The organism is Pseudoclavibacter sp. AY1F1 (genome assembly GCF_002931075.1).
GTDB lineage: Bacteria > Actinomycetota > Actinomycetes > Actinomycetales > Microbacteriaceae > Pseudoclavibacter.
In genome coordinates, this window is record NZ_PSTQ01000001.1 from 268694 (window position 1) to 294718 (window position 26025).

Annotated in this window: 28 protein-coding genes and 1 tRNA gene; 17 read left to right on the plus strand and 12 right to left on the minus strand. The window is 65.8% G+C overall.

What is annotated here, in order from left to right; translation table 11 throughout:
• Nucleotides 1-41: 41 nt before the first annotated feature.
• The 6 genes from C5B85_RS01260 to C5B85_RS01285 all read left to right on the plus strand — a co-directional run bounded on the left by C5B85_RS01260 (nucleotide 42) and on the right by C5B85_RS01285 (nucleotide 4257).
• The gene (locus tag C5B85_RS01260; RefSeq protein WP_181064218.1) at nucleotides 42-716 is read left to right on the plus strand and encodes a septum formation initiator family protein; all 675 of its coding nucleotides are present in this window, start codon (nucleotides 42-44) and stop codon (nucleotides 714-716) included.
• A gap of 71 nt (nucleotides 717-787) precedes the next feature.
• Nucleotides 788-1318: a DUF501 domain-containing protein gene (locus tag C5B85_RS01265; RefSeq protein WP_258070536.1), complete on the plus strand. Its 531-nt coding sequence runs from the start codon at nucleotides 788-790 to the stop codon at nucleotides 1316-1318.
• A gap of 51 nt (nucleotides 1319-1369) precedes the next feature.
• Nucleotides 1370-2893 carry an NAD(P)/FAD-dependent oxidoreductase gene (locus C5B85_RS01270; RefSeq protein ID WP_104284253.1) on the plus strand — a complete coding sequence of 508 codons (1524 nt, stop codon included), beginning with the start codon at nucleotides 1370-1372 and terminating at the stop codon, nucleotides 2891-2893.
• A gap of 52 nt (nucleotides 2894-2945) precedes the next feature.
• A tRNA-Leu gene (locus C5B85_RS01275) sits at nucleotides 2946-3019 on the plus strand.
• A gap of 53 nt (nucleotides 3020-3072) precedes the next feature.
• Nucleotides 3073-3351: a hypothetical protein gene (locus C5B85_RS01280; RefSeq protein WP_219819320.1), complete on the plus strand. Its 279-nt coding sequence runs from the start codon at nucleotides 3073-3075 to the stop codon at nucleotides 3349-3351.
• 90 nt (nucleotides 3352-3441) lie between these two features.
• Nucleotides 3442-4257: a shikimate 5-dehydrogenase gene (locus C5B85_RS01285; RefSeq protein WP_104284254.1), complete on the plus strand. Its 816-nt coding sequence runs from the start codon at nucleotides 3442-3444 to the stop codon at nucleotides 4255-4257.
• A 74-nt stretch (nucleotides 4258-4331) separates the two neighbouring features.
• Here C5B85_RS01285 and C5B85_RS01290 read toward each other — a convergent pair whose 3' ends face one another.
• Nucleotides 4332-5828: an ATP-binding cassette domain-containing protein gene (locus tag C5B85_RS01290; RefSeq protein ID WP_104284255.1), complete on the minus strand. Its 1497-nt coding sequence runs from the start codon at nucleotides 5826-5828 to the stop codon at nucleotides 4332-4334.
• Nucleotides 5829-6310: 482 nt separating this feature from the next.
• On the opposite strand from C5B85_RS01290, the gene C5B85_RS01295 reads away from it, so the two are divergent.
• The 4 genes from C5B85_RS01295 to ilvA all read left to right on the plus strand — a co-directional run bounded on the left by C5B85_RS01295 (nucleotide 6311) and on the right by ilvA (nucleotide 9957).
• On the plus strand, nucleotides 6311-6679 hold the full coding sequence (locus C5B85_RS01295) for a hypothetical protein (RefSeq protein WP_104284256.1): 369 nt from the start codon (nucleotides 6311-6313) through the stop codon (nucleotides 6677-6679).
• Between the two features lie 191 nt (nucleotides 6680-6870).
• On the plus strand, nucleotides 6871-7440 hold the full coding sequence (locus tag C5B85_RS01300; RefSeq protein WP_104284257.1) for a LemA family protein: 570 nt from the start codon (nucleotides 6871-6873) through the stop codon (nucleotides 7438-7440).
• Nucleotides 7441-7480: 40 nt separating this feature from the next.
• On the plus strand, nucleotides 7481-8713 hold the full coding sequence (locus tag C5B85_RS01305) for an AI-2E family transporter (RefSeq protein ID WP_181064219.1): 1233 nt from the start codon (nucleotides 7481-7483) through the stop codon (nucleotides 8711-8713).
• Nucleotides 8710-9957 (plus strand): threonine ammonia-lyase, encoded by a 1248-nt coding sequence (ilvA, locus tag C5B85_RS01310; protein WP_104284259.1) that lies wholly within the window; start codon nucleotides 8710-8712, stop codon nucleotides 9955-9957. Before C5B85_RS01305 ends, ilvA begins: the two co-directional genes overlap by 4 nt.
• A gap of 122 nt (nucleotides 9958-10079) precedes the next feature.
• On the opposite strand, the gene greA is transcribed toward ilvA, so the two are convergent.
• Nucleotides 10080-10565, minus strand: a complete 486-nt coding sequence (greA, locus tag C5B85_RS01315) for a transcription elongation factor GreA (RefSeq protein WP_068479509.1) — start codon at nucleotides 10563-10565, stop codon at nucleotides 10080-10082.
• A gap of 67 nt (nucleotides 10566-10632) precedes the next feature.
• A complete protein-coding gene (locus C5B85_RS01320) occupies nucleotides 10633-11082 on the minus strand; it encodes a DUF4307 domain-containing protein (protein WP_104284260.1) in 450 nt (149 codons plus the stop codon).
• Nucleotides 11083-11178: 96 nt separating this feature from the next.
• Here C5B85_RS01320 and mca point away from each other — a divergent pair, with 96 nt between their 5' ends.
• Together mca and C5B85_RS01330 are read left to right on the plus strand one after the other, a co-directional pair.
• Nucleotides 11179-12075 (plus strand): mycothiol conjugate amidase Mca, encoded by an 897-nt coding sequence (gene mca / locus C5B85_RS01325; protein WP_181064220.1) that lies wholly within the window; start codon nucleotides 11179-11181, stop codon nucleotides 12073-12075.
• Nucleotides 12075-12443, plus strand: coding sequence for a hypothetical protein (locus C5B85_RS01330; protein WP_104284262.1), 369 nt, complete (start codon nucleotides 12075-12077; stop codon nucleotides 12441-12443). The genes mca and C5B85_RS01330 overlap by 1 nt, the downstream gene beginning before the upstream one ends.
• On the opposite strand, the gene C5B85_RS01335 is transcribed toward C5B85_RS01330, so the two are convergent.
• The gene (locus tag C5B85_RS01335; protein ID WP_374953070.1) at nucleotides 12440-13180 is read right to left on the minus strand and encodes a hemolysin III family protein; all 741 of its coding nucleotides are present in this window, start codon (nucleotides 13178-13180) and stop codon (nucleotides 12440-12442) included. The genes C5B85_RS01330 and C5B85_RS01335 overlap by 4 nt on opposite strands.
• A 64-nt stretch (nucleotides 13181-13244) precedes the next feature.
• Here C5B85_RS01335 and C5B85_RS01340 point away from each other — a divergent pair, with 64 nt between their 5' ends.
• The 3 genes from C5B85_RS01340 to C5B85_RS01350 all read left to right on the plus strand — a co-directional run bounded on the left by C5B85_RS01340 (nucleotide 13245) and on the right by C5B85_RS01350 (nucleotide 16336).
• Nucleotides 13245-14027 (plus strand): isoprenyl transferase, encoded by a 783-nt coding sequence (locus tag C5B85_RS01340; protein ID WP_104284263.1) that lies wholly within the window; start codon nucleotides 13245-13247, stop codon nucleotides 14025-14027.
• 258 nt (nucleotides 14028-14285) lie between these two features.
• A complete protein-coding gene (locus C5B85_RS01345) occupies nucleotides 14286-15605 on the plus strand; it encodes a PhoH family protein (protein WP_258070576.1) in 1320 nt (439 codons plus the stop codon).
• Nucleotides 15606-15841: 236 nt separating this feature from the next.
• Nucleotides 15842-16336, plus strand: coding sequence for a prepilin peptidase (locus C5B85_RS01350; protein WP_104284265.1), 495 nt, complete (start codon nucleotides 15842-15844; stop codon nucleotides 16334-16336).
• Nucleotides 16337-16432: 96 nt separating this feature from the next.
• On the opposite strand, the gene C5B85_RS01355 is transcribed toward C5B85_RS01350, so the two are convergent.
• Genes C5B85_RS01355 through xseA form a run of 4 tightly spaced genes read right to left on the minus strand, consistent with a single transcriptional unit; the run spans nucleotide 16433 to nucleotide 20047 of the window.
• Nucleotides 16433-17836, minus strand: coding sequence for a class II fumarate hydratase (locus C5B85_RS01355; protein ID WP_374953071.1), 1404 nt, complete (start codon nucleotides 17834-17836; stop codon nucleotides 16433-16435).
• A gap of 59 nt (nucleotides 17837-17895) precedes the next feature.
• The gene (locus C5B85_RS01360; protein ID WP_104284266.1) at nucleotides 17896-18543 is read right to left on the minus strand and encodes a DUF4245 domain-containing protein; all 648 of its coding nucleotides are present in this window, start codon (nucleotides 18541-18543) and stop codon (nucleotides 17896-17898) included.
• A complete protein-coding gene (locus tag C5B85_RS01365) occupies nucleotides 18543-18767 on the minus strand; it encodes an exodeoxyribonuclease VII small subunit (protein WP_374953072.1) in 225 nt (74 codons plus the stop codon). The genes C5B85_RS01360 and C5B85_RS01365 overlap by 1 nt, the downstream gene beginning before the upstream one ends.
• 5 nt (nucleotides 18768-18772) lie before the next feature.
• Complete coding sequence (xseA, locus tag C5B85_RS01370) at nucleotides 18773-20047, minus strand: exodeoxyribonuclease VII large subunit (RefSeq protein WP_374953077.1); 1275 nt, start codon at nucleotides 20045-20047, stop codon at nucleotides 18773-18775.
• 255 nt (nucleotides 20048-20302) lie between these two features.
• Here xseA and C5B85_RS18890 point away from each other — a divergent pair, with 255 nt between their 5' ends.
• Nucleotides 20303-21130, plus strand: a complete 828-nt coding sequence (locus tag C5B85_RS18890) for a hypothetical protein (RefSeq protein ID WP_146077795.1) — start codon at nucleotides 20303-20305, stop codon at nucleotides 21128-21130.
• 146 nt (nucleotides 21131-21276) lie between these two features.
• Here the strand turns inward: C5B85_RS18890 and C5B85_RS01385 are convergent, their stop codons facing one another.
• Nucleotides 21277-21720: a DUF6264 family protein gene (locus C5B85_RS01385; protein ID WP_104284271.1), complete on the minus strand. Its 444-nt coding sequence runs from the start codon at nucleotides 21718-21720 to the stop codon at nucleotides 21277-21279.
• On the minus strand, nucleotides 21717-22742 hold the full coding sequence (gene fbaA / locus C5B85_RS01390; RefSeq protein WP_068479490.1) for a class II fructose-bisphosphate aldolase: 1026 nt from the start codon (nucleotides 22740-22742) through the stop codon (nucleotides 21717-21719). Before fbaA ends, C5B85_RS01385 begins: the two co-directional genes overlap by 4 nt.
• A 233-nt stretch (nucleotides 22743-22975) precedes the next feature.
• Here fbaA and glpX point away from each other — a divergent pair, with 233 nt between their 5' ends.
• On the plus strand, nucleotides 22976-23908 hold the full coding sequence (gene glpX, locus C5B85_RS01395; protein ID WP_104284272.1) for a class II fructose-bisphosphatase: 933 nt from the start codon (nucleotides 22976-22978) through the stop codon (nucleotides 23906-23908).
• 192 nt (nucleotides 23909-24100) lie between these two features.
• Here glpX and C5B85_RS01400 read toward each other — a convergent pair whose 3' ends face one another.
• Complete coding sequence (locus C5B85_RS01400) at nucleotides 24101-25333, minus strand: DNA recombination protein RmuC (RefSeq protein ID WP_104284273.1); 1233 nt, start codon at nucleotides 25331-25333, stop codon at nucleotides 24101-24103.
• Between the two features lie 30 nt (nucleotides 25334-25363).
• Complete coding sequence (locus C5B85_RS01405) at nucleotides 25364-25993, minus strand: 3'-5' exonuclease (protein WP_374953073.1); 630 nt, start codon at nucleotides 25991-25993, stop codon at nucleotides 25364-25366.
• Nucleotides 25994-26025: the final 32 nt, after the last annotated feature.

Genomic DNA, 26025 nt, shown 5'->3' on the forward strand with positions numbered 1-26025 from the left:
GTTCGGCATGATGGGAAGCCGACACGGAGAGGGGGATGTGCATGGCCAACACGTCAGGCAAGTCGGGCGCTCCCGGCAAGCCGGCCTCCGGCTCCGGCTCTGGAGCGAAGGCAAGCTCCACGTCGACTCCGAAGAGCAAGGCCTCGCCGAAGTCGAGCCCGAAGGCCAGGCCAACCGGGGGTGCAACCTCCAAGGCGACCTCGAAGACTCACTCGCCCTCGAAGGCGCAGCCGAAGCCCAAGTCGGGCACGAAGCCAGCGTCGAAGTCGCCCCGCAAGTCCACCGCGAGCGGTGCGACCTCCCGTCGTCGTCTCCCGACGGTTCGCCCCAATGGTGCGACAGTGCTCGTGGCGATTGTCGTGATCCTCGGCATCGCTGTGTTGGCACCGACCGCGCAGCGCTACATCGCGCAGCGCCAGTATGTCGCGCAGCTGCAGGCTGAGCTCGCCGAGACGCAGAAGAGCGTGGATGAGATCGCCACCGAACGCGACAGGTGGAGCGACCCCGCTTACATCCAGTCCCAGGCTCGCGGCCGGCTGCTTTTCGTGATGCCTGGCGACACGAGCTATCTTGTGCTCGACCCGCCGGCGACGAACAAGCAGCAGCAGAGCAACATCAGCACGGAACTCCACGAGACGCAGTCGAGCTGGCTCGACAGCTTTGTCGAGTCGCTTGTCACGGCGGGCACCGCCCCGGCACCCACGCCAAGCGACTAGCAGCACCTTCACGAACGAGACCAGCGGATGCAGATCACCCCGCATCCGCCACGCAGAGCCGAAAGCGACCAATGCTCGAGTACTCAGAAGCCACCGAACGCGACCTCGAGGTCATGCGCGAGCAGCTCGGCCGACCCATGCGGGGCGTCGTCGGGATCGGAGCGCGCTGTGCGTGCGGCAACCCGACGGTTGTGGTTACACGCCCTCGCCTCCCAGACGGCACGCCTTTCCCGACTCTCTACTACCTGTCACACCCCGCCGCGACGATCGCCATGTCGCAGATCGAGGCGGACCAGATCATGCCGGAGATGCAGCAGCGGCTCAGCGACGATGATGAGTTCCGCGCCGCCTACCTCGCCGCGCACGAGCGCTATCTCGCGGAGCGTGAATCGCTTGAGGTGGTCGAGGAGATCTCCGGGATCACAGCTGGAGGCATGCCGAGCCGGGTCAAGTGCCTGCACGCTCTCGCGGCGCATTCCCTCGTCGCGGGCCCGGGTGTGAACCCTGTCGGCGACTGGGCGCTCGAGCTCTCCACGTGGTCACCGCAGCGCTGCGTGTGCGCTAACCCCGGCGATGCACTCGCCGGTGACGCGCAGGAGTAGACTTGACAAGGTTTTCCTCGCCCAACCATCGCATGCAGGGAGTACAAGTACGTGACTAAGATTCTCATCGTTGGCGGAGGCTACGCCGGCTTCTACACGGCGTGGCAGCTCGAGAAGCAGCTCAACCCGGGCGAAGCCCAGGTCACAGTTGTCGACCCGCTGCCGTACATGACGTACCAGCCATTCCTCCCAGAGGTCATCAGCGGAAACATCGAGCCGCGTCACGCAGTCGTCTCGCTGCGTCGTCACCTCAAGCGTTCGCGCGTCATCACGGCTGAGGTCACGAACATCGACCACTCCACGAAGACGGCGACCATCAAGCCGGAGATCGGCGAGCCCTACACGGTCAACTACGACATCATCGTGGTCACCGCTGGCGCTGTTTCGCGCACGTTCCCGATCCCGGGCATCGCCGACAACGCCATCGGCGTGAAGACGGTCGAAGAGGCCACGTGGATCCGCGACACGATGATCGACAACTTCAACAAGGCGTCCACCATGGCACCGGGCCCGGAGCGCACGCGCCTCCTGACCTTCGTCGTCGTCGGCGGTGGCTTCGCCGGCATCGAGTCGTTCGCCGAGATGCGCTCGCTCGCGACCGCGCTCCTCGAGGACTACCCGTCGCTGCAGTTCGACGACGTGCACTTCCACCTCATCGAGGCTGCCGGGCGCATCATGCCAGAGGTGTCCGAGGACACCGCGCTGTGGGTCATCAAGAACCTCGCAGAGCGCGGCGCGACGGTGCACCTCAACACGCAGGTCACCTCGGCCGTTGACGGCGTCGTCGAGACCTCCGCTGGCGACAAGTTCCCCACCGACGTCATCGTCTGGACCGCTGGTGTCATGGCCGCTCCGGTCATCAAGAGCAACAGCGACCTGCCCGTCGACGAGCGTGGACGTCTCCGCGCACGCGCCGACCTTCGGGTCGAGGGCGACAACGGCATCGTGCAGGACGCCTGGGCGGCTGGCGACGTGTCGGCTGTGCCTGACCTGTCCGGTGGCGGAGTCGGCGGCTTCTGCGTGCCGAACGCTCAGCACGCCGTTCGCCAGGGCAAGCTCATGGCCTCGAACCTCGTCGCAACGCTCCGCGGCGGAACTCCGAAGGACTACTACCACGAGAACATGGGCGCGGTAGCCGGTCTCGGCATCGGCGTCGGCGCATTCCAGTCGGGCACGTTCGCCTTGACCGGGGTGCTCGCCTGGCTCGCGCACCGTGGCTACCACGACCTCGCGATCCCGACCGTCGAGCGCAAGATCCGCGTGCTCACGGGCTGGATCAACAACTTCGTGCTCGGCCGCGACTTCGTATCGATCAGCGCCCGCGAGACACCTCGCGCCGCCTTCGAGCGCTTCGCGTCGCGCCCGCGCCCGGCGGCTCCGGCTGCCGAGGCCGCACCGGCCAAGCTGCCTGCCTCGAGCGAGCACGGCGAGAAGTCCGACAAGCCCGCCGCCGACTCCAGCGAGAAGTCCGCGCCAGAGAAGGTAGCGGCTGAGGCTTCGGCTGCTGCCAAGCCGGCTGCTGCAAAGCCTGCGCCCGCCCGCGCGGCCAAGGCGCCTGCTGGCGACAGCAAGTAGCTGACCTCGTCGGGGCCGCCACATCTTCGGATGCGGCGGCCCCGACTTGTACGCCCCTATGGCCCAACTGGCAGAGGCAGAGGACTTAAAATCCTTGTGTTCTGGGTTCGAATCCCAGTGGGGGCACAACAACTGATCGGATTGCGCGACCGTCGAGGCTCGCGTGGCACCATGCCGCCATGGTGATCGACGTTCGAGCGGCGCAGCGCTTCGCCGATGTGAAGACGATAGTCGGGCCGAAGCGGCCCGACGCGAACGTGTGCTGGTGCCTCAGCTACCGCATTCCGGCCAAAGAGAATCAGTCGCTGGTCGGCGCCGAACGCGTCAAGCGCCTGCTGCGTCAGCAGTTTCCGCCCAGTGTGCTCGCGTACGACGGCGATGAGGTCGTCGGCTGCCGGCTTTCGTGGCCGCGGGCTCTCCCACCGTCTCGAAGGTCTCCGACACCGACTCGGTGTTGAACGGTTTCCCAGGGTGCTGATGCGGCTCGACCTTCGCTGAGGGATCGTTCAGCACCCGATGGTCGTCTCGGGAAGGAGGATACTGGCGGCATGCCGATTCTCAACAAGGACATGACCCTCTGCATCTCGCTCGCGGCCCGGCCGTCGAACCTGGGGACGCGCTTCCATAACTTCCTCTACGAGGAGCTCGGCCTCAACTTCATCTACAAGGCCTTCACGACGGACGATATCGAGGGGGCGATCCGGGGCGTCAGGGCGCTCGGGATCCGGGGATGCTCGGTGTCGATGCCGTTCAAGGAAGCCGTCATCCCGCTCGTTGACGAGCTTGACCCCTCGGCGCTTGCCATCGAATCGGTCAATACGATCGTCAACGACGGCGGCAGGCTCGTCGCCTCCAACACCGATTACGAAGCCATCGCGGATCTCATCTCCGAGCACAACATCGACCCATCGCTGCCGGTCGTCGTGCGGGGCGCGGGCGGCATGGCTAAGGCCGTCGTGGCGGCGTTCCGGGATGCGGGCTTCGCCGAGGTCACGGTTGTCGCGCGCAACGAAGCAGCCGGGTCGGCGCTTGCCGAGAAGTACGGCTACCGCTGGCAGGCCACGGATCCGGCGCCGGGGCCGGTCGTGCTGGTGAATGTCACCCCCATCGGTATGACGGGGGCGGATGAAGACGCGCTCGCCTTTGGCGAGAAGCAGGTGGCCGTGGCGAAGCTGGTGTTCGATGTGGTCGCCTTCCCGGCCGAGACGCCGCTCATCCGCCTCGCTCGGGCCAACGGGGTTCCCGTCGTCACAGGTGCCGCGGTCGCCGCGCTGCAGGCTGCGCGGCAATTTGAGAAGTACACGGGCAGGAGCATCACGGCCGAGCAGGTCGCCCGCGCAGCCACCTTCTCCAGGCAGAGCTGAAGATCGAGCCTGACGAGCGCCCTGCAGACGTGGCTCGCGGTGAGCGGGAGCAGAGTCTGCAGGGCGCTTGCTTGCTAGGTGGTGATCGCGGCGCGGCGTCCGACGCGCTCTGGTCGCTGCGCGCCGAGCATGGCCTGCACGATCATGTCCTCGTCGAGGAGCTCGGAGCGTCCTTCCAGGGCAGTGCGCCCGTTGGCGAGCACCACAACTCGGTGGCTCCACTGCAGGAGCTCCGTCATGTCGGTTCCGAGGAAGACAACTGAAGTGCCGGTTTCGGCGAGGCTGTGGAGGAACGCGAAAACCGAGCGTCGCGCTCCGACATCCACGCCCTGAGTCGGGTGGGCCAGCACGAGCACGTTGCCGCCTCGTTCAACGGCCCGAATGAACTCGGCCTTCTGCTGGTCGCCACCTGAGAGCTCGTCGAGGGCGGCGTTGATGTTCGTGGTGTTGATGCGCAGACGGTGTACGAGGTCGATCATCTTCCGTGCCCGAGAGATCTCGGCGCTGAGCGAGCCGTCTGCCTTGTCGACTCCTTGGATAAGGCTCCGATCGGACGCGAACGATGGGACGGCGTCGGGAAGGTAGCTCACGCCGTGTGCTTCCGCGACGCCTTCTTCCGTGAGGTCCACGGGCGCTCCGAAGAGCTCGACGTGCCCTTCCCTGGGGCGTGCAGCACCCCCGAGGATCTCGATCAGCTGGCGGACTCCGGAATCGTGAGTGCCGGTGATGCCGACGACCTCTCCTGGGCGAACGTGCAGGTCCACGCCGTGCAGCAGGTGGCCGTCTCCGACACCGAAAGCGGCGAGGGCGGCTCTATGGGCGTCGTCGGCGGCCGCGGCGAGCGTCGCATCCGCTTCGGGGAGCTCGCCGATGAGCATGATCGTGAGCTCCTCGGAGCTGAGGCCTGCAATGGGGGTGTCGATCGCGATCTTGCCCTCGCGAAGCACAAGCACGCGGTCGACGATGGACTGCACTTCGTCCATGCGGTGCGTGATGTAGAGGATTCCACGCCCCTGGGCCGCAAGCTGGCGGAGAACGCGGTGGAGCAGTGCGATCTCGTGGTCGGCGAGCGTGACTGCCACCTCGTCGATGACCACAAGCTGGGCCTCTTCGGCGAGCATGCGCACCACTTCGACGAGCGCACGGCGGCCGCGGTCGAGTTCGTCGATCATCGCCCCGAGATCGAGCTCGGCCCCGGTCTGCTCCGAGAGCTCCTGCGCGCGTTCGAGTACGGCCTCGTGCGACTCGCCGGCCCTGTAGGTATTACGGAAGAGCGCCTGCGCCACCGTCAGGCCGGCCGGCGGCTCCGCGTTCTGCGTGATGACGCCGACTCCGCAGGCCTGCGCCTCGTCAAGCGACTCGGGCGCGTACGGCTCAGCGTCGAGAATCATGGTTCCGGAATCGAGCTGGTGCCGCCCGACGAGGGCGCTGACGAGCGTGCTCTTGCCAGCCCCGTTGATGCCGATGAGTCCGACGATCTGGCCCCGGTAGAGGGTGAGATCAATCTCTCGAAGCACCTGCCGGTTGCCGTACGAAGCCGTCGCGCCGGTCATGTGTACAAGAGTGTCCATCGTTCCCCCTCGATAGCTCTGCGACGCGCGATTCTGGGATCGACAACGCGTCGTTTGCCCGCCCCCTCGCGGCGTACCGCGAACTCGGACGAGCTAAATCTATACGACGCGTGCGATCACCCGCGTGTTGGCGCGGTTCCTGTGTGAGTTATTGTCATGTCGGCTGCCGCCGGCAGCCGACACCGACAGGATCATCGACGCGACTGAGGTTTGACGTGCACGCACCCGATTCACTGCCATGGTGGCGGCGTCTCCTGGGCCGCGCTGGCACTGAGAGCGCAGGAGACGCCGACGTGTCGCCAGTTGTGGGTCTCCCTCCAGAGATCGCCGACGGCAGTGCGGACGCGGTCGCGGATCCAGTCGGCAAGGGGGAGTCGGACGACGAATCCATCTCGGAATGGACGATAACGCAGGACTATTTTTGGCCTGCCGTTCCTGAAGGTGCGGAGTCGGCGACTCGAAACGTAAAGGGGAAACACCACATGAGTTCACTCGACGAAGCCATCAAGCAGCTGCTCAGCATCGAGGGCGCCACTGGTGCTGCGATTGTCGACTACGCCAGCGGGATGGCACTCGCGCAGGGCGGGAACCCGTCCTTCGATCTCGGCATCGCTGCCGCCGGCAACTCGAACGTCGTGCGAGCCAAGCTCGCAACGATGAGCGAGCTCGGTGTCACCGACGAGATCGATGACATCCTGATCACGCTCAGCTCGCAGTATCACCTGATCAATGTCCTCAATACACAGGGATCGAACGGGCTGTTCATCTACCTCGTGCTGAGCCGCACGAGCGCGAACCTGGCGCTCGCGCGTCACAAACTCAAGGCGGTCTCCTCGCAGATCGCGGTGTGACGACGGAGGTTCGTCGAGCGGAGGGGCGGCCTGGGTCGCCCCTCCTGCTTGATCCCTTGCTTCTAGTGCACCAAATGCGCTTCCCGAAGCCTCCTGGCCACCTGGCCCTGGCCGAGACAACGTCAAGCGAATTCGCCCGGGCTGCGGGGTGACCCCGCCGTCTTGCAGTCGAGGCGGGATACCATTCCGGCATGCTCGAAGTCTGGATCGCCGTCGGAGCCGTGCTCCTCATCGCCATCGCCGTTGCCGTGTACGTGGTCGCCACGAGCCGGTCTCTCAAGCGCTTGAGGTCGAGAGTCGACGGCGCTTGGGGTGACATCACCGCGCAACTGGCAGCTCGTGAGGAGCTGCTGCCGCAGCTCGAGACGCGCGTACGAGGGTTCGCGACCCACGAAGACAAGGTGTTCGCAGCGTTCGCGGAGGCCCGCCAGGCGAGCTCGCAGGCGGAGACACCCGAAGAAGTGAGCGCCGCCGAAAACCGCGTGCAGGGCGCACTTCGGGGGCTGTTCGCCGCGTCCGAGGCGTACCCGCAGCTGCAGTCGAGTCGAGAGTTCCTGCAGCTCCAGTCCGACCTCGTCGACATCGAGAACCGGATCCAGGCGTCCCGCCGCTTCTACAACGGCGGCGTCCGCGAGTACAACACCAAGGTGAAGGTGTTCCCCAACAATCTTGTGGCCGGTCCGTTGCACTATGAGCAGCGAACGTTCTTCGAAGTGGCCGATCGCGCCGCCATCTCGCAGCCCCCGCGAGTGCAGTTCTAGTGGCACTCCCGCGCCCGCAGGCGCTCGTAGTATTGAGCCTATGACCGAACGCGACCTCGACGAGCTAGCCGCCAAGGCGGCATCGCCGAGAACCGGCTCCACTCTGGCGGCGAACCCCACCCCAGCACAGCGCAACGAGAGCGAGGACGAGCTCGTCCCGCGTGGGCTGCGCATCGGCGCGGCCTGGGCCTGGCGCAGCGTTGCGATCCTGCTCGCGCTGATCCCGCTCGGGTGGCTGGTCGCGCAGGCGTCGATCCTCGTCATCCCGCTACTGGTGGCGGCCCTCCTCGCGTCTCTGCTCGCGCCGCTCATGAAGTGGCTTGTAGGAAGCGGTCTGCCAAGGTGGGCAGCCCTCATCTTGTCGCTCATCGTGCTCCTCATGGCGATCGGCACGCTGATCACCCTCGTCATCAGCCAGTTCGCGCAGGGGTTCAACCTCGACCTCGGCAAGCTCGAGGCGCAGTACCAGCTTGCGTTGCAGTTCCTCGCGGACTCCCCACTCCACGTCACCGAGCAGCAGGTCGACGATGGACTCGGCCAGCTTGTCGAGTGGGTCCAGTCGAACGTCAACTCGATCGCCTCGCAGGCGGTCTCTGTCGGCTCCAACGTCGCCGCGTTCCTCGCGGGGACGCTCGTGACGGCGTTCGCGTTGATCTTCTACCTGCTGGATGGCCGCAGCATCTGGCTGTTCATCGTCTCGATCTTCCCCAAGAAGGCGCGCGCCGCTATCGACGGGGCTGGCCAGCGCGGCTGGATCTCCGTTGGCCACTACGTACGGGTGCAGGTGCTCGTCGCACTCATCGATGCCATCGGGATCTACCTCGGCGCCGTCATCCTGCAGGTGCCGTTTGCGCTGCCCATCGGCGTGATCGTCTTCCTGGCCTCGTTTGTCCCCTATATCGGTGCCATCTCGGCTGGAACGATCGCCGTGGCTGTGGCGCTGGCCTACAACGGCTTCCTGAACGCGGTCATCATGCTCATCGTCGTTGTCGCCGTCATGCAGATCGAGTCGCACATTCTGCAGCCGCTGATCATGGGCAGTGCGGTCAAGCTGCACCCGCTCGCCGTCCTGCTTTCAGTCAGCGCCGGCACGATCTTCGGCGGCATAGCCGGCGCCGTCTTCGCGGTTCCGCTGGTTGCGGCCGGCAAGGTGATGGTCCAGTTCATCTCACGTGGCACCTGGCGCGACGACCCCGACCCGACGAAGATTGCACACCCCCCAACATCCAAGCGCGAGAAGTCACAGCGCGAACAGAAGGCAAGCACGGTATGACCGCTCCCACCATCACGCTGGAACAGATCGTCGCTGCACGCGAAATCGTGCGGCAGGTCATCTCGCAGACGCCCATCGACTCGGCCCGCTTCCTCTCGGAGAAGCTCGGCTCGCCGGTGCTCCTCAAGTGCGAGAACATGCAGCGCACTGGCTCGTACAAGATCCGAGGTGCGACGTACCGCCTGTCGCAGTTGAGTGAAGAGCAGCGGTCCCGCGGGGTTGTTGCCGCATCGGCAGGCAACCACGCCCAGGGTGTCGCGTTCGCGGCGCGCCAGCTCGGCATCAAGGCGACGATTTTCATGCCCGTCGGTGTGCCACTGCCCAAGCTGCAGGCCACCCGCGGGTACGGCGCGGAGGTCGTGCTGACCGGCGTGAACGTTGCCGATGCGCTTGTCGCGGCGAAGCAGTTCGCTGCAGATACGGGGGCGGAGTTCATCCACCCGTACGACCACACCGACATCATCACGGGCCAGGCGACGCTCGCACTGGACATCCTCGAGCAGGCTCCTGACGTGGACACGATCATCGTGCCCATCGGCGGCGGTGGGCTCATCTCCGGCGTGAGCGTCGCAGCGAAGCTCCTCGGCGAGCAGCGCGGCCGTCCGATTCGCATCATCGGCGTGCAGGCGGCGAACTCCGCGCCCTTCCCCGTCTCGCTGGAGGCGGGGCACCCGGTCAAGATCCAGGCCCGTCCGACGATCGCCGACGGTATTGCCGTCGACGTGCCTGGCGACATCACGTTCGAGGTCGTCCGCGAGCTCGTCGACGAGGTCGTGACCGTCTCGGAAGACGACATCTCGCGCGCGATCCTGCTCCTCGTGGAGCGTGCAAAGCTCGTCGCGGAGCCAGCGGGAGCGACCGCCGTGGCCGCGATCCTCGCCGACCAGATCAAGGATGCAGGGACGACCGTCGCGATCCTCTCTGGCGGCAACATTGACCCGCTCATGCTCGAGAAGGTCCTCAGCCGAGGTCTCGCCGCCTCGGACCGCTACCTTAAGCTCGTCATCGAGCTGCAGGACGTGCCGGGTCAGCTCGCGCTCATCGCGAAGACCATCAGCGAGGTCAACGCGAACGTCGTGGAGGTGCTGCACACCCGCCACAACAAGGGTCTGCAGGTGAGTCACGTCGAGCTCGAGGTCTCCGTCGAGACTCGGGGCACCGAGCACTCGCATCAGGTCATGGATGCGCTTCGAGCCCTGGGCTACCAGCCCCGCACGAGCCGCGACGCTGCTCCCATGCCGTGATCTGAGCATCCGCTCCGGAGCACCACCCGGTTCCGCGCCAACAAGAATCCGTACCAACAAGAAGAGGGCCTCCCGCTGGGAGGCCCTCTTCTTGTGTCTCGTACGTACGGGTGGTCCCGTGCCTACGGGTGGAAAGTCTCGACTTCGACGATCTCGACCTCGATGGAGTTGCCGTTCGGCGCCTCGTAGCTCGTGGACCCACCGACGGCAAGGCCGAGAATCGAAGCTCCGAGCGGGCTCTCGCCCGAGTACACGCGAAGCTGCGTCTGGTCCGCCATCTCGCGGCTGCCGAGGAGGAACTTCTGTTCTTTGCCGCCGATCTTGGCCGTGACGACAGTCCCGGTCTCGACAATGCCTGACGCTTCGGGGGCTTCACGCACCTCGGAGTTCTTCAGCATCGTCTCGAGCTGGTTGATGCGGGCCTCGATCTTGCCCTGTTCGTCCTTCGCCGCGTGGTAGCCGGCGTTCTCCTTGAGGTCGCCGTCCTCCCGCGCCTCCTCGATGCGCTTGGCGATCTCTTCGCGACCGTTCACGGCGAGCTCGTCGAGCTCTGCCTTGAGACGGTCATAAGTCTCCTGGGTAAGCCAGGTCACCGATGGGTTAGCCATGCTGGAACTCCTTGTGCAGCCGGATACGACCAAAGCCCTGACGCGAGTCAGGGCCTCGCCACTCATTCTACGGCAACCAGCATTCCTTCACCAAAGCCGTAGTGCCCGCCTTCGTCGTGCGCACCTGCACGTTGAGCACCTGGGATGGCTCATCGCTCGGGGGAACGTCCACGATGTCCCACCCGACAACTGCCTGCTGCTCGTCGCGGATCTCGATGGCGCAGGTGACCTCGGTGCCGGCTGGCGCCGTGATGCGGTAGTCGAAGCTGACGTTCGCACTGTCGACGATCGAGAACCGCACCGTGTCGGCGCGGATCGCCGATGAGGAGACGGGGCCGACCGTTGTTGTCGCCCAGAACGCGACGACGGCGATGACGAAGATGCCGACGACCATCCAGATCCAGCGTTCCGGCTTCTTCTCCGATCGCCGTGCGCGGGTGCCGTAGCGGTCCACCAGGTCGGCTGCGGGGTCAGCTGCGGGGGCGGCATCCGCGACGGTTTCGCGTTCAGCTGACACAGGGGGTTCCTCTCGGCGGGAGGTCGTGCACGGCCAGAAAGAGGCGGCCGCGCGAGATAGGCTCTCTATCTAGGTTAACGTTCCACGAGGAGACCAGTGACACTTCGACTGTTGGCGGTCCACGCCCATCCCGATGACGAGTCAAGCAAGGGCGCGGCGACGTACGCCGCCTACCGTGCCAAAGGCGCCGAAGTCATGGTGGTCAGCTGCACCGGCGGCGAGGCTGGCGACATCCTCAATCCAGGCCTGGAATCCGTGCACCATGCGCAGCGTGACCTGGCGGGCCTTCGCCGCGTGGAGATGGCCGCGGCCCAGGAGTTCCTCGGGGTCGAGCACCGTTGGCTCGGGTACGTCGACTCAGGGATGGCGTCCGAAGACGGATCGCTCCCGGTCAACTCGTTCGCGAGCATCCCGCTCGACATCTCCTCGCGCCCATTGCTGCGCATCGTCCGGGAGTTCCGGCCGCACGTGCTCGTCACGTACGACGAGAACGGCGGCTACCCGCATCCGGATCACATCCGCACCCACGATGTGTCGATGCGGGTCTGGCGTGAGTCTGGTCTCGCCACTCACCCTGAGCTGGGTGCACCGTGGAGGATCTCGAAGCTGTACTACGACCGCACGATGAACGGCAAGCGGGCCGACAGCCTCCTGCAGCACATCAAGGCGCTCGACCCGGAGTCGCCGCTCCTGGAGCGCCTCGAGCAGATGCTCGCGTGGATGCGAGACAAGCCGAGCAACGTGACGACACAGATCCAGATCGACAAGTTCCTCGATGCTCGCGACTCCGCGTTGCGCTCACACGCGAGCCAGGTTGCGCCCGACAGCGGCTTCTTCGCTATCCCCCGGGACATCGAGGTCGCCGCGTACCCGTTCGACGATTTCGAACTCATCGATTCGAGGGTTGACGCGCCCACGCCTGAGACCGACCTGTTCGCCGGTGTCGACGAGCGTAACGATGACAAGCAGGGCGCCGCGGAGGCTTCCGAGTGATGCTCCTCGCGCATGCCCAGACCTGGGCGCTCTCGCTGGCCGCGACGGCACCGACGCCGGGGGAGGAGCTTCCCTTCAACCCTGATGACGTTACGCCGGGGCCGCTCGGGTTCTTCGTCTTCATCTTCGTCGCCGTCGCGACCGGGCTGCTTGTCATGGACCTGATTCGCCGCACGAGCCGAGTGCAGGCGAGGGCCCGCATCCGCGAGCAGCTGCAGGCCGAGGTCGCAGCCAACGCGGCTGCAGCAACCGAGGTCCCAGCCGAGGGCGCCGCCGGGGTGCCAGATGAGTCGAGCCCGACGACCGATGGTGGCGTCGCGCCCGACTCGAAGAAGCCTTCCGACGAGGCGAGGAAGGCTGCCGACTAGGCGAAGACCGGGGGGTCGATGCAGAGCAGCAGAATGCCGGTCCACTGGCTGAGGAACGCGAGCACTGTGAAGACGTGGAACAGCTCGTGGAAACCGAAGTGGCCTGGCCAGAGGTTCGGCCGCTTGAGCGCGTAGAAGACTGCGCCAGCGGTGTAGAAGAGGCCGCCGACCACGATGAGCACGACCGTCGCGACGTTCACGGCCGCGATGTCGCCGAGGTAGGCCACCGCGGCCCAGCCCAGGGCGATGTAGAGCGCGACGTAGAGCCAGCGCGGTGCGCCGATCCAGAACACGCGGAAACAGATGCCAAGCAGAGCCGCGCCCCAGACGATCGCGAACAACGGCCAGCCCTTGTCCGGCGGCAGAGCGACGAGCGCGATCGGGGCGTACGTGCCCGAGATGAGGAGGAAGATGTTCGCGTGGTCGAAGCGCTTGAGGGCGACGCGCGTCTTCTCGTTCCAGTTGAAGCGGTGGTAGAGCGCGGAGATGCCGAAGAGCAGCCACGAGCAGACCGCGTACAGCGCGCAGGCAAGCTTCGCGGTGGTGCCCTCTGCGAGCACGACGAGGATGATTCCCGCGGCGATGGAAACGGGCAGGGTGCCTGCGTGCACCCAGCCGCGCCAGGACGGTTTCGGCTCGGTGGTGGGGGCCCCGGTTTCTGCTTCGAGCAGGGGCAAATGCACCGTGGGCTCTGGTCCCGGGTCGAGTTCCGCGTCAGCGTGATGTTCTGATGCCACCCTGGCACTCTACGCGGCCTTGTGCACGCAGATCGGACCTGGGGTCCGGTACGTTGTTTGAACCATGTCGATGATTCCAACCAGCTTGCGGAGCTTCCTGTACGGGCTGTACACGAGGCGGCTGCGTCGTTCTCTGCACGGACGCCCCAAGCCGAAGCATGTCGCGATGATCATCGATGGCAACAGGCGTTGGGCGAGGCAGCTCGGCCTGAGGGATGCCGCTCAGGGGCACGCGGCGGGTGCTGCCAAGATGATGGAGTTCCTCGCCTGGTGCGACCGTGAAGGGGTTCAGGTCGTCACCCTCTACCTCCTGTCGAACGACAACCTCAAGAATCGCAGCAGCGAAGAGCTCGACGCGCTCATCGACATCATCGAGAAGCTCGCGATGCAGATCGCTGAGAACGCACGCTGGCGCGTGCACCACGCCGGCTCGCCCGAGCACCTGCCCGCGGGCCTCGGCGCGACCCTTGAGCGTCTCCAGCGCGACACGGCACAACGTCGGGGGATGCACGTGAACCTGGCCGTCGGGTACGGGGGCCGCAGCGAGATCGTCGATGCCATGCGAAGGATCGTGCGCGCCCATGCCGCGGATGGTGGCGATGTTGCGGCCCTCGCGGACATCCTCACGCCCGACCTCATCGCGGAGCACCTCTACACGGGCGGGCAGCCCGACCCGGACCTCGTGATCCGCACTTCCGGTGAGCAGCGTCTCAGCGACTTCATGCTCTGGCAGTCGGCGCACTCGGAGTTCTACTTCGTCGAGGCGCTCGGGCCCGACCTGCGCGAGGTGGATTTCCTCCGAGCCCTACGCGATTTCGCGTCGCGTCAGCGTCGCTTCGGCCAGTAGCGGCGACGTTCACAGACACGACACAAGATTTAACTTTTGCCTGCGCGTGGCGCGCTGGCCATCGTCGTACGTTAATGCCATCAGGTACGGTGCCTGATCGAAACGGCCACAGGTTCCCGAAGTTCGTTTCAACCTACCGAGTCCCCCTGTGGTCGTAACGTAACCCAACGACGAGCGAGAGCTTGGCGAAGGAGCGGAACTGCCGTGACACCCGCACAGCGCAACACCGACCACCTCGAGAACGAGGAAGGGGGCGCCGTGTCTACCGCGGTTCCCGACTCCTCGGTCTCGACCCGCACCTACGTGCTCGACACGTCGGTGCTGCTCAGCGATCCGAGGGCGCTCTTCCGCTTTGCGGAGCACGCCGTCGTGATTCCCGTCGTCGTCATCACGGAGCTCGAGAAGAAGCGACACGACCCTGAGATCGGCTACTTCGCGCGTCAGGCGCTCAGGTTCCTCGACGAGCTGCGCATCAAACACGAGCGCCTGGATTTCCCGATCGCCATCGGCGAGACGGGAGGCACGTTGCGCGTCGAGCTCAACCACTCGAACATGAGCGTACTCCCGAGCGGTATGCAGCTGGGCGACAACGACACGCGCATCCTGGCAGTTGCGCAGAACCTCGCTGGCGAGGGGCTCGCGGTCACCGTCGTGTCCAAGGATCTGCCCATGCGTGTCAAGGCCTCAGCGATCGGGCTCGCCGCGGAGGAGTACCGGGCGGAGCTGGCGCGCGACACGGGCTACACGGGCGTCGCGGAGATCTCGCTGGGCGCGGATGAGCTGGACACGCTCTACACGGACGAGACCGTCGCGACCGCGGTTGTCGATGAACTGCCCGTCAACACCAGCCTCGTGATCCACTCGGACCGCGGCTCGGCTCTCGGACGCGTGTCGGGGAAGGGCGCCGTCCGACTTGTCCGCGGAGACTTGGACGTGTTCGGCGTCCACGGTCGCTCCGCGGAGCAGCGCCTCGCCATCGACCTGCTTCTCGACCCATCCATCGGCATCGTCTCGCTCGGCGGGCGTGCGGGCACGGGTAAGAGTGCCCTCGCCCTGGCGGCGGGTCTCGAGTCGGTGCTCGAGCGCGGACTGCACCGGAAGATCATGGTCTTCCGGCCGCTCTTCGCGGTTGGCGGGCAAGAACTCGGGTTCTTGCCTGGCGATCAGGGCGAAAAGATGAATCCGTGGGGGCAGGCGGTGTACGACGCGCTGTCGGCGATCGTCTCGGAGAACGTCATCGACGAGGTCATGGACCGGGGGATGCTCGAGATCCTACCGCTCACGCACATCCGGGGACGCTCTCTGCACGACGCGTTCGTGATCGTGGATGAGGCCCAGTCGCTCGAGCGGAACGTGCTCCTCACGATGCTCTCTCGGATCGGGAAGAACTCGCGGGTTGTGCTCACACATGACGTGGCTCAGCGCGACAACCTGCGTGTCGGAAGACATGACGGCGTCGCCTCGGTCATCGAGACGCTCAAGGGACACAAGTTGTTCGCCCACATGACGCTCACGCGGTCCGAGCGCAGCGATATCGCCGCCCTCGTGACCGAGCTCCTCGGGGACTACGAGGTGTGAGTCGCCAGAAACACGCGGGTGAGACGAAGCCTCGTTCCGCCGCAGCTCGTTTTGATCTGTGGATAACTTCTGCAACGAGAACAAGAGGTGACTAGCGTTCTGGCATGGCAGAGAGAGCTGGGGGGAGCTCCTCTGCTGTGACGGGGCTGGGCTCCGCGCGCGGTGTTGGGGGAGCGCGGAGTCCAGTCTCATCGTCACAGCAGCGGGGGCTGTGGGAGGCGCTCTGCGTCTGCGCGTTGATCGCAATCGCCCTGGCGGCGGCAGTTCCGGGGCAACTGGTCCTCCTGCCGGCGCTCGTGGCGCTGGCCGTGGTCACTCCACGCCTCGTCGCGGTCGACGTGCGAGAGCATCGGCTGCCGAACGGCCTCGTGGGAGTGGCCGCCCTCGGCGTGATCCTGGCGAGTCTGGCGGACTGGCTCCTGACCGGTAGGCCCGACCTGCTCGCCGTCGGCACTGGCGCGATCATCGGTATCCTGCTGCTGATTCTGTCGCTTGTCGGCGGCCTCGGCATGGGCGACGTGAAGCTCGGAGCCGTGCTCGCCTGGGCAGCTGCGCTGGTTGATCCGTCGCTCGCGGTTGTGCTTGTCCTGCTTGCCGTCGTGCTCGGCGGAGTGCAGAGCGCCATCGTGCTCCTGCGGACGCGCGACCGACGGCGCAGTATCGCCTTTGGGCCAGCCCTGCTCGCGGGCTACTGGCTACCTGTCGCCTGGCTCGCCGTCCTGTCATGCTGACAGCGGCGCGTCCGTCGCTGTGGTGCCCGCCAACGCTTGAGACGCGCGAAGGCCCGCCGTGTTCCCACGGCGGGCCTTCGCGTTGCAGCTATTCGCTTAGAGGTTCGGCGAGGTCATACTGAGCACATCGAGCTTCTCGTCGAGCTGCTCTTCTGTGATGTCGCCGCGCTCGACGTAGCCGAGGTCGATGACGGCCTGGCGCACCGTGACCTTGTTGGCGACCGAGTGCTTCGCGATCTTCGCCGCGGCCTCGTAGCCGATGATGCGGTTGAGCGGTGTCACGATCGATGGCGACGACTCAGCCAGGGCGCGTGCACGCTCTTCGTTGGCGACGAGACCGTCAACCGTCTTATCGGCCAGCACCCGCACGCCGTTGGCGAGGAGGCGGATCGACTCGAGGAGAGCGGTACCCATGACCGGGATCTGCACGTTGAGCTCGAACGAGCCGGACGCGCCGCCGAACACGATTGCTGCGTCGTTGCCGATGACGCGAGAGGCCACCATGAGCACAGCCTCCGGGACAACCGGGTTGACCTTGCCAGGCATGATCGAGGAGCCAGGCTGAAGGTCGGGGATCTGGATTTCGCCGAGGCCCGTGTTCGGGCCGGAGCCCATCCAGCGCAGGTCGTTGTTGATCTTGATGAGGCTCACTGCGATCGTGCGAAGCGCACCTGACGCCTCGACGAGGCCGTCACGCGCGCCCTGCGCCTCGAAATGGTCGAGCGCCTCCGTGAGCGGGAGCTGCGCGTTGTCGGCGAGCTCGGCGATGACCTGCTGCGAGAAGCCAGCTGGGGTGTTGATGCCCGTACCCGTGGCGGTCCCGCCAAGCGGCACCTCCGCGACGCGTGAGATGGTCGACTGCACGCGCTCGACACCGAGGCGGATCTGCCTGGCGTACCCGGCGAACTCCTGCCCGAGGGTGACGGGCGTCGCGTCCATGAGGTGGGTGCGGCCGGCCTTGACGGCGGTCGCCCACTGCTCAGCCTTGCGTTCGAGCGCCTCCGCGAGGTGCTCGAGCCCGGGAACAAGATCGTTCAGGAGCGCGTCCGTCACGGCGACGTGGACCGAGGTCGGGAACACGTCGTTCGACGACTGCGAGGCGTTGACGTGGTCGTTCGGGTGAACGGAGTCGCCCAGGCCACGCGTTGCCAGCGTCGCGAGAACCTCGTTGATGTTCATGTTCGACGACGTGCCAGAGCCGGTCTGGTAGACGTCGACCGGGAACTGGTCGAGGTGCTCGCCGTCGATGATCTGCTGCGCGGCGGCCACGATGGCGTCAGCCACTGGCTGCTCGATGATGCCGAGCTTCGCGTTCACAATCGCGGCGGCGCGCTTGATGCGCGCGAGGGCGATGATCTGGCCCGGCTCGAGACCTGCACCGGAGATGGGGAAGTTCTCGACTGCGCGCTGTGTCTGCGCAGCGTAGAGAGCGTTCTTCGGAACACGCACCTCGCCCATCGTGTCGTGCTCGATGCGATACTCGTCTTGATTTTCCACCACGTTGTGTGACCTTTCCAGGTAGCCGATCTCTGTAGGAGCCAGCCTACCGAGTGCTGGCCTCAGCGGAGGTCGGCGGCGACGAGCTCTGCCAGCTTCGTGACTGTCTCGGGCTTGTTGTTGCCGTACACGAGGTAGGCCTGGTCGCCCTGCTCGAGAACCAGCATGTATGCGCGGTTGCCCGCGTCTTCCGGGCTGAGGTCGGTTGCGTCGTACTCGACCCAGTCGAGACCGCCGACCTGGACGGTTCCGGTCGGGGTGCGCTCGCGAGTTGCGTCGAGCAGCCACGTCGGGTTGACGCCGATGCCTTGGCTCACGCCCACGTACTCGGTGGGAGCTTCCTTGGGGCCGACGAGGAAGCCGATGTACCACTCGCTCACGCCGTCGGCGCTCGTGCGGATCTCGGCCTCGTTGGCCGTCCAGTCGGCGGGGACCTCCGGCACGACGAGGGGGACCGCGAAGTCACCCTGCGCGCTCTGCGCCTCTGACGCGAAGTCGATGTCGAACGCAACCGGTGTGTCGTTGCGGGGCACGATCGCGACGATGAAGACCACGAGGCCAAGCGAGACGAGGAGCGAATAGACGAGGTTGTTGATCGTCTTGCGCTTGCGGTAGAGGCGCGAGGACTCAGCCTTGCGCGCGAAGGTCTCCTCGGGAGTCTCCGGACGCCCGAGCTCCGCGACGATCGGTGGCTGCTTCTGCTTGGACATCAGGACTTATCCGCGTCGTCGTCGCGTCGACGCGCGGCTTCGAGTCGCTTGCGGGCGCCGAGGAGCCAGGACTCACAGTGGGCTGCGAGCTGCTCGCCGCGTTCCCAGAGCTTGAGGGAGGCTTCGAGCGAGGCGCTGCCCTGTTCGAGCTGGCTCACGACGGAGATCAGCTCGTCTCTGGCCTGCTCGTAGCTGAGCTCGGCGATGTCGGACTGTTCCTGCATGGTGGTCATTCTACGTTCGCCTCCGTTGCGCCGTTGGAGGCGCCGGTCATGGTGGTGATGGGTTCGCCGCCGAGCGACGATGCTGAGATTCGGCCGTCGGCCGTGCGGATGCGGAGCTCGGTCGAGGCAGGCGCGTCCTGCCAGGCGGTGACGAGCGTTCGAGCGTCGCCGTCGACTCGCTCGACGATCGAGTAACCGCGCTCGAGCGTGCCCTGGGGCGAGAGACCCTGGAGGTGTCGCGCAAGCGACTCGAGCCTGTCCTGCTCCCGGTCGATGCGACGTGTGATGAGCTCTTCGCCGCGCTGAGAGGCCCGCATGAGCTCCTCGCCGCGCTGGTCGATGATCCACGACGGGTTAGCGAGGGCTGGTCTCGACACGAGCGACTCGAGGGCGTTCGACTCGCTGCGCACGCGGTCGACGATTCTCTGCAGGATGCGGGACCTCGCCTGCTGGACGGCGGCGAGCTCCTCGGCCACGTCGGGCACGACTCGCTTGGCGGCGTCCGTCGGGGTTGAGGCACGGAGGTCGGCGACGTCGTCGAGGATCGGCCGGTCTGCCTCGTGGCCGATGGCGCTCACGACCGGCGTGGAGAGGTCCGCGACGAGGCGAACGAGACTCTCGTCGCTGAACGGGAGGAGGTGCTGGAAGTCGCCGCCGCCTCGCGCGACGATGATGACGTCGACCTCTGGGTCGGCGTCGAGTTCGCGGAGCGCCGCTGAGACCTCCGCGACCGTGCGCTCACCCTGCACGGACGTGTGGATGGTGCGGAATTGCACGGCCGGCCATCTCAGTTCGGAGTTGCGGCGCACATCCTTCTCGGCGTCGGACTCGCGACCCGTGATGAGGCCGATCGTGCCGGGCAGGAACGGGAGGGTCTTCTTTCGGGCATCCGAGAAGAGTCCCTCGGCGGCCAGCTGCTTCCGCAGGCGTTCGAGGCGCTCGAGGAGATCGCCCAGGCCGACGTGACGCAGGTCGGAGACCTGCATCGAGAGCGTGCCGCCCTTGACCCAGAAGTCGGGCTTGACGCTCGCGATGACCCGATCGCCCTGTTTGAACTCGCCGTCGAGACGCTGCACGACGCTGCGCCAGGCCGTGACGGAGAGGGTTGCGTCGGCGTCCAGGTCTTTGATCTTGCCGTACGCGTGTCCGCCGCGGATGCTCCAGCCGGTGAGCTCGCCTTCGATCCAGACGGATCCGAGGCGCGCGATCCAGTCGCGGACAAGTTCGGAGACGACGCTGACCGGCCAGGGTGCATCCGGCGTCGACTTCGGGGGCTGGATGACGACCACGTGCCTCTTCTCGGAGCTGGTGTTTCCCGGTGGGACTGCAGCCGGGGCGGTGCGGCCGGACGACAAAATACGGCCGCCGCACGCGAAATCGAGGATATCGCGTGCGGCGACCGCATCGTCCCGGCTGTGGACAACGATCCGTAGATCGACAGAGCCGGCAAGTGTGCGCTCCGTGCAAGGCTAGGGCTGGACAACATCAGGCTCGCCATAATCTGTCGAGCAACAGGCGGAGAGTTTAGGTGAGTCATGGAACCGGTGATCGGACCAGTTGTCGCGCAAAGCGCGAAGAGCGCTGGGGGTGTCATCGATAAGCTCTTAGGGCCCACTGCTGAGTACTACGGTGCACAACTTCACGACTTCGTCATCCAACGAAACGCTCGTCGAGTTGCCGAGAAAGCTGCTTCGAAAGTGGCGGCTGGCGCCGAGGGAGCAATTCCGATTCGAGTTGCCGCGAGCGTACTGGAGCAATCACGATGGGCAGAGAGCGAAGTTCTCTCAGACTATCTTTCAGGCGTACTCGCTTCGGGGAGAACAGCATCTGGCGAGAGTGACGCGGGAGTGGCTTGGGTGGCGTTGGTTGGACGGTTATCTTCCGACCAGCTTGCCCTCCATTGGGTTATGGCGGCAAGCGTGCAACTTCGATTCCGCGGAAGAGGCCGAGATGACCTCTGGTCGCTGACCAGCGTTCAATTAATTATTGAATACGAAGAACTCTTCTCGTCGCTCGGTTGGGATTTCGACTCAGAGAATGACATCGTTCGCATGACCAACGCGGCCTATGGACTCCAGCGAGAAGGACTGATCGACAGGCTCTCTCATGGGCGTGGTGACTACCTCCGCGACGAGGTGAAATACACCAGAGGGCGTGAGCTCGATGAAAACCTAGGTTATGTGACATTTCGCCTGACGGGCGAGGGGTTAAGTCTGCTTTTGCAAGCAGTGGGCTGCGGGCAGATCTGGGTGGGCGATGTCTTCGGCGAGAAGGCGAGCCTAGCCGTTGACCAGACACGAGGTTTGCCGACCCTGACGCGGCCTTTGGTCGTTTCGGATCTGCCACTGGTAACCGCCCTGTGAAGGCTGAGGTCGCCTGCCAACAGCGCAATGGACAGTTCGTCGTTCTAGTCAGAACCGACCGCGACTGACTGGTCCCGACCGCCGGCCAGATGAAACGACCGATTCCAGCTGGCCGGCGGCCGAGGCGTTCTGGGTGTGTCGCCTAGCTATGGACCTGGCGTCGCCGCGGGCAGAGCTCCGCTCGAGATCGCTTTCAGCAGCTCATCATGCAGCAGGATCGCCGTAAGCATGAAGCCGAAGATCGTGATGAGGGTGACAACCGCACCGATAATCGGGATCCACATGGCGCGCTTCCCCGCTTTCCAGCGGAGGAGCGTGAGGTAGAGCGTCAGCGCGTAGATCGCTGGAAGCACGACGATCGCCGTGAGCGACAGCGTGCCCAGCCCGTCGGGACGTACGTAGTCGCTGATCCCGAAGTCCTTGTAGAGCAGGGCCATCTGGCCCGCCAGCGAGTTCTCCGTGAACGTCGTCATGTTCACGATCGTGGCGACGAGGCCGAGCACCAGGAACCCGATGCCGAGGAAGCGGTCGTTTTTCCGCTTCGCTTCCTGCACCGACTCCTGCTGCTCGGCTCCCGGCGTCACGCTCACGCGGCTGAGTGACCGAACGAGCCGAGCTGCTTGGTGGCCTCGATGACACGAGCCGCCATCGCGGTCTCGGCCTTCTTGCCCCACGAACGAGGGTCGTAGACCTTCTTGTTGCCGACTTCTCCATCGATCTTGAGGAAGCCGTCGTAGTTCTTGAGCACCGTGTCGGCAACCGAGCGGCTGAACGCGTACTGGGTGTCGGTGTCGATGTTCATCTTGATGACACCGTTGCGGACTGCCTCGGCGATCTCCTCGTCGGTCGAACCGGATCCGCCGTGGAAGACGAGGTCGAGCGGCTTCGGGCCCGTGCCGTACTTCGCAGCGAGGCCAGCCTGGATCTCGGCGAGGAGCTCGGGACGGAGCTTGACGTTGCCAGGCTTGTAGACGCCGTGCACGTTACCGAAGGTGAGCGCCGCCATGTACCGGCCGCGGTCGCCGAGTCCGAGGGCCTCGACGGTCGCGATCGCGTCGTCGAGGGTCGTGTAGAGGTGCTCGTTGATCTCGTGGGCGACGCCGTCCTCTTCGCCGCCGACGACACCGATCTCGACCTCGAGGATCTGGTTGTTGGCCTGCGTGAGCTTGAGGATCTTCGACGCGATCTCGAGGTTCTCAGCGAGTGGCACGGCCGAGCCGTCCCACATGTGCGACTGGAAGATCGGCTCGCCGCCGCGCTTGATCTGCTCGGCGGAGGCCTCGAGGAGCGGGTAGACGAAGCCGTCGAGCGCATCCTTCGGGCAGTGGTCGGTGTGCAGTGCGACCGTGATCGGGTAGTTCTTCGCGACTTCGTGCGCGAATGCGGCCATGGCGAGCGCGCCTGATGCGCGTGCCTTGACGGTCTGGCCGGCGAAGTAGTCGGCACCGCCGGTGGTGACCTGGAGGATGCCGTCAGAGCCGGCTTCGGTGAGACCCTGGAGAACGGAGTTGATCGTCGACGAGCTGGAGACGTTGATCGCGGGGTACGCGAAGCCGCCTTCCTTGGCTCGGTTCAGCATCTCGGCGTACTGGTCCGGTGTTGCGATGGGCATGTGTGCTCCTTCAGCGCTTGGAACTTACGCGTGAAGTCTAGCCAGGGCCGCCGACTTTCTCCGAGCGCGCGTACTAGGGTTGGGAACTGGATAGCGCGGAGCAATGGTGTCGTGTGCTTGCTCGGCGAGAACTTCCACAACGCCAGCGAAAGGGACCCCCTGTGACCTCATCTTCCGCCACTCCGACTCCTGAGCACGGGCAGCTCTTTGCGAACCCGGACCGAAACCTCGCTATGGAGTTGGTGCGTGCAACCGAGGCTGCGGCCATTCGGGCGACGCCGTTCATCGGGCGTGGTGACAAGAACGCTGCAGACGGCGCCGCCGTCGACGCGATGCGCAAGTTCCTCTCGACGGTCGACTTCGCCGGTGTTGTTGTCATCGGCGAGGGTGAGAAGGACGAAGCTCCCATGCTCTTCAATGGCGAGCAGGTCGGAAACGGGCAGGGACCTGACTGCGACATCGCGGTCGACCCGATCGATGGAACGAGCCTGACCGCAGCCGGGCGACAGAACGCGCTGAGCGTCATCGCCGTCGCAGACCGCGGCTCCATGTACAACCCGAAGGATCTCTTCTACATGGAGAAGATTGTCACGGGGCCCGAGGGTGTTGGCGTCATCGACCTCGCTCGCCCGATCGGCGAGAACATCCGTGCCCTCTCGAAGGCGAAGAACAAGCCTGTCGAGGACATGGTCATCGCCGTGCTCGATCGCCCGCGCCATGAGGAGCTGATCAACCAGATCCGTGAGGCTGGCGCTGGAACGCAGCTCATGCTCGACGGCGACGTCGCCGGCGGCATCAACGCTGCCCGCGGCACGGGGCGCATCGACATGTGCGTGGGGATCGGCGGAACGCCAGAAGGCATCATCACGGCCTGCGCCATCAAGGCGCTCGGTGGAGTGCTGCAGGGCCGCTGGTACCCGCGCAACGAGGAGGAGCGCGAGCGCGCGATTGCCGGTGGACACGACCTGGAGGCTGTGCTCACGCAGGACGACCTGGTTCGCACGGAGAACACGTACTTCGTCGCGACGGGCGTGACCGATGGTGGACTGTGCGCGGGCGTGCGTCGTGTTGGCAACCGCATCCTGACCGACTCGGTGGTGCTGCGTTCGCGTTCGGGCACTGTGCGCCGCGTGACGGCTGAGCACATGGCTGACAAGTGGCTCTGACCTCGGAGGCTTGCTGACTCAGCGGCGTCGCCGAGAGAGCAGTACGCTGCCCGTCGAATGCTCCGCCGCCCAGGCGGACGAAGCGTTCGACGGGCAGCGTTTGTCTGCGAGGAGAACACGAAGCAGAAGCAAGCTTGAGCTGACACTGGGCCTGAGTCTGAGTCTGAGTCTGAGTCTGAGCCTGAGCCTGAGTCAGCGTTCGGTGAGCTCGGGCTCAATCTCGCCAGGGCGGGTCGACTCCGTCAGCTCCGGGGCGGTGAGGCCGCGCAGCTGCTCGTCGACGGGGCGTGGCGTGTTGATGGGTGAACCGATGTTGAGTGCGTCGAGTTTCCTGGCGGTTGGAAGGACACGCGTCTCGAGGGAGCCGAGGAAGGCGTTGTAGCTGGTTGCCGCTCCGGCAAGTGAACGGCCGAGCCTGTCGATGTGGGTGGCGAGAGTTCCGAGGCGCGTGTGGAGCTGGGTGCTGAGCTCGAAGATCTCATGCGCCTGGTCTTCGAGGACATCCTGCTGCCAGGCGTACGCGATCGCCCGGAGCGTGGCCCACAGCGACACCGGCGAGGTGACGGCAACGCCGCGGTGCATTGCGTCCTCGAGCAGCGACGGGTCTGCCGCAACCGCGGCGGAGAGCGCCGACTCGCTTGGCACGAACGCGATGACCAGCTCGGGGGAGCCGGGGACTGCGCTTGGGTAGCCACGGGCGTTGAGGGCGGCGACGTGCGCCTTGAGGGCCTTCGCGTGTTCCCCCATCAGGGCGCGTCGTCTTGTGGTCTCCTCCTCGTCGCCGAGCTCGCTGAGCTGGCTCGCGGCGAGGTACTTCGACATGGGCGCCTTCGCGTCGATGACGAGGTGCTTGTCACCCGGGAGATGCACGATCATGTCGGGGCGGCGCGCTCCCTGCTCTCCATTGACGCTCACCTGCGTGTCGAAGTCGACTCGCTCGATCAGGCCGGAAGCCTCGACGATATTGCGCAGCTGAGCCTCGCCCCAGACGCCGCGCGCCTGGTTCGACTGGAGCGCGGAGGCGAGAGAGTCGGTTGTTGCCCGCAGGCGCTCGTCCGCCTCGTGCTGGTTGCGAAGCTGCTCGCTCAACTCGCCGTGCTGTTGAAGGCGCTGCTCCTCGATCGAGGCGACAGCACGGCGCATGAGCTCGAGCTGCTTGTTGACGGGCGCAAGCGCGGTCAGGACCTGCTGCTCGCCGACCTCCGTGGATCGTCTCGCTTCGAGCTGAGATCGCTCGCGTGTCAGGACCTCGTCGAGGTGCCGCTCGGCAGTGGCGCGGGCTTCGACGGCTGCTGTAGCGCGCGCGGTCGCGGCGGCGAGTTCGGTGGCGAGCAGCTGACGCTGGCTCGCTCCTCGCATCGTGGCGATGGCGAAGCCGACGACAAGGCCGAGGAGAAGCCCGATGACGAGGGGAAGTGGTTCCATGCATCCACCCTCGCAGGTGCCTCCGACATTTCAGGCGAAGGTGGCCGCCGCAGTGAGTGTCGCGGCACGTTCGAGCTCGCTGTCGAGCGCGATCCGCTCGATGGCGACGTCCTTCAGCGCGGCGAGCGACTCGAGGTCCATCGCCCCAAGTCGGCGAGCCGTGTCGACGACAATCGCGGCGCTTGCCTCCGCGTCCGACATCGGATCGTGGTGGACGAGGCTCCGGAACCCGGCAGCCTCCGCTGCTACCGGCAGTCGGTAGGAGTGGAGGTCGTAGCTGCGACGCGCGAGCCGCAGCGAGCAGAAGTAGCGCAGGGGCGGCAGGGGCATCCGAGTCGCGAGGCTGCTCGCGAGCAGCACGCCGACGTCGAACCTGGCGTTGTGCGCGACGAGCACGTCGTCGCCGAGGAAGTCGAGAAGGGCGGGCAGCTGCGACTCCCAAGTGGATGCATCCCGAGTCATCTCGCGACTGATGCCGTGCAGCTGCACGTTGAAGGGCAGGAACACATCGTGCTCGCCTGGTGGTCGGATTCGCCACGTCGCCCGGCTGACCACCGCTCCGTCGCGAACGCGAGCGAGACCGACGGCGCAGGCGGAGGCCGGCGAGCCGTTGGCAGTCTCGAAGTCGATCGCGGTGAAGTCGATGGTCACGTCATCCATGGTGGCACGGCCCGGAACTCGCGGCGGGCAAG

Coding starts and splice junctions, on each gene's coding strand:
- C5B85_RS01365 (WP_374953072.1), bottom strand. CDS start 18,767: ATGCAGGAACAGTCCGACATCGCCGAGCTCAGCTACGAGCAGGCCAGA.
- C5B85_RS01305 (WP_181064219.1), top strand. CDS start 7,481: ATGACCGAACGCGACCTCGACGAGCTAGCCGCCAAGGCGGCATCGCCG.
- C5B85_RS01405 (WP_374953073.1), bottom strand. CDS start 25,993: ATGGATGACGTGACCATCGACTTCACCGCGATCGACTTCGAGACTGCC.
- C5B85_RS01400 (WP_104284273.1), bottom strand. CDS start 25,333: ATGGAACCACTTCCCCTCGTCATCGGGCTTCTCCTCGGCCTTGTCGTC.
- fbaA (WP_068479490.1), bottom strand. CDS start 22,742: ATGCCCATCGCAACACCGGACCAGTACGCCGAGATGCTGAACCGAGCC.
- C5B85_RS01295 (WP_104284256.1), top strand. CDS start 6,311: ATGAGTTCACTCGACGAAGCCATCAAGCAGCTGCTCAGCATCGAGGGC.
- C5B85_RS18890 (WP_146077795.1), top strand. CDS start 20,303: ATGGAACCGGTGATCGGACCAGTTGTCGCGCAAAGCGCGAAGAGCGCT.
- C5B85_RS01290 (WP_104284255.1), bottom strand. CDS start 5,828: ATGGACACTCTTGTACACATGACCGGCGCGACGGCTTCGTACGGCAAC.
- C5B85_RS01300 (WP_104284257.1), top strand. CDS start 6,871: ATGCTCGAAGTCTGGATCGCCGTCGGAGCCGTGCTCCTCATCGCCATC.
- C5B85_RS01260 (WP_181064218.1), top strand. CDS start 42: ATGGCCAACACGTCAGGCAAGTCGGGCGCTCCCGGCAAGCCGGCCTCC.
- C5B85_RS01280 (WP_219819320.1), top strand. CDS start 3,073: ATGGTGATCGACGTTCGAGCGGCGCAGCGCTTCGCCGATGTGAAGACG.
- glpX (WP_104284272.1), top strand. CDS start 22,976: ATGGAGTTGGTGCGTGCAACCGAGGCTGCGGCCATTCGGGCGACGCCG.
- C5B85_RS01360 (WP_104284266.1), bottom strand. CDS start 18,543: ATGTCCAAGCAGAAGCAGCCACCGATCGTCGCGGAGCTCGGGCGTCCG.
- C5B85_RS01330 (WP_104284262.1), top strand. CDS start 12,075: ATGCTCCTCGCGCATGCCCAGACCTGGGCGCTCTCGCTGGCCGCGACG.
- C5B85_RS01340 (WP_104284263.1), top strand. CDS start 13,245: ATGTCGATGATTCCAACCAGCTTGCGGAGCTTCCTGTACGGGCTGTAC.
- C5B85_RS01285 (WP_104284254.1), top strand. CDS start 3,442: ATGCCGATTCTCAACAAGGACATGACCCTCTGCATCTCGCTCGCGGCC.
- ilvA (WP_104284259.1), top strand. CDS start 8,710: ATGACCGCTCCCACCATCACGCTGGAACAGATCGTCGCTGCACGCGAA.
- greA (WP_068479509.1), bottom strand. CDS start 10,565: ATGGCTAACCCATCGGTGACCTGGCTTACCCAGGAGACTTATGACCGT.
- C5B85_RS01265 (WP_258070536.1), top strand. CDS start 788: ATGCTCGAGTACTCAGAAGCCACCGAACGCGACCTCGAGGTCATGCGC.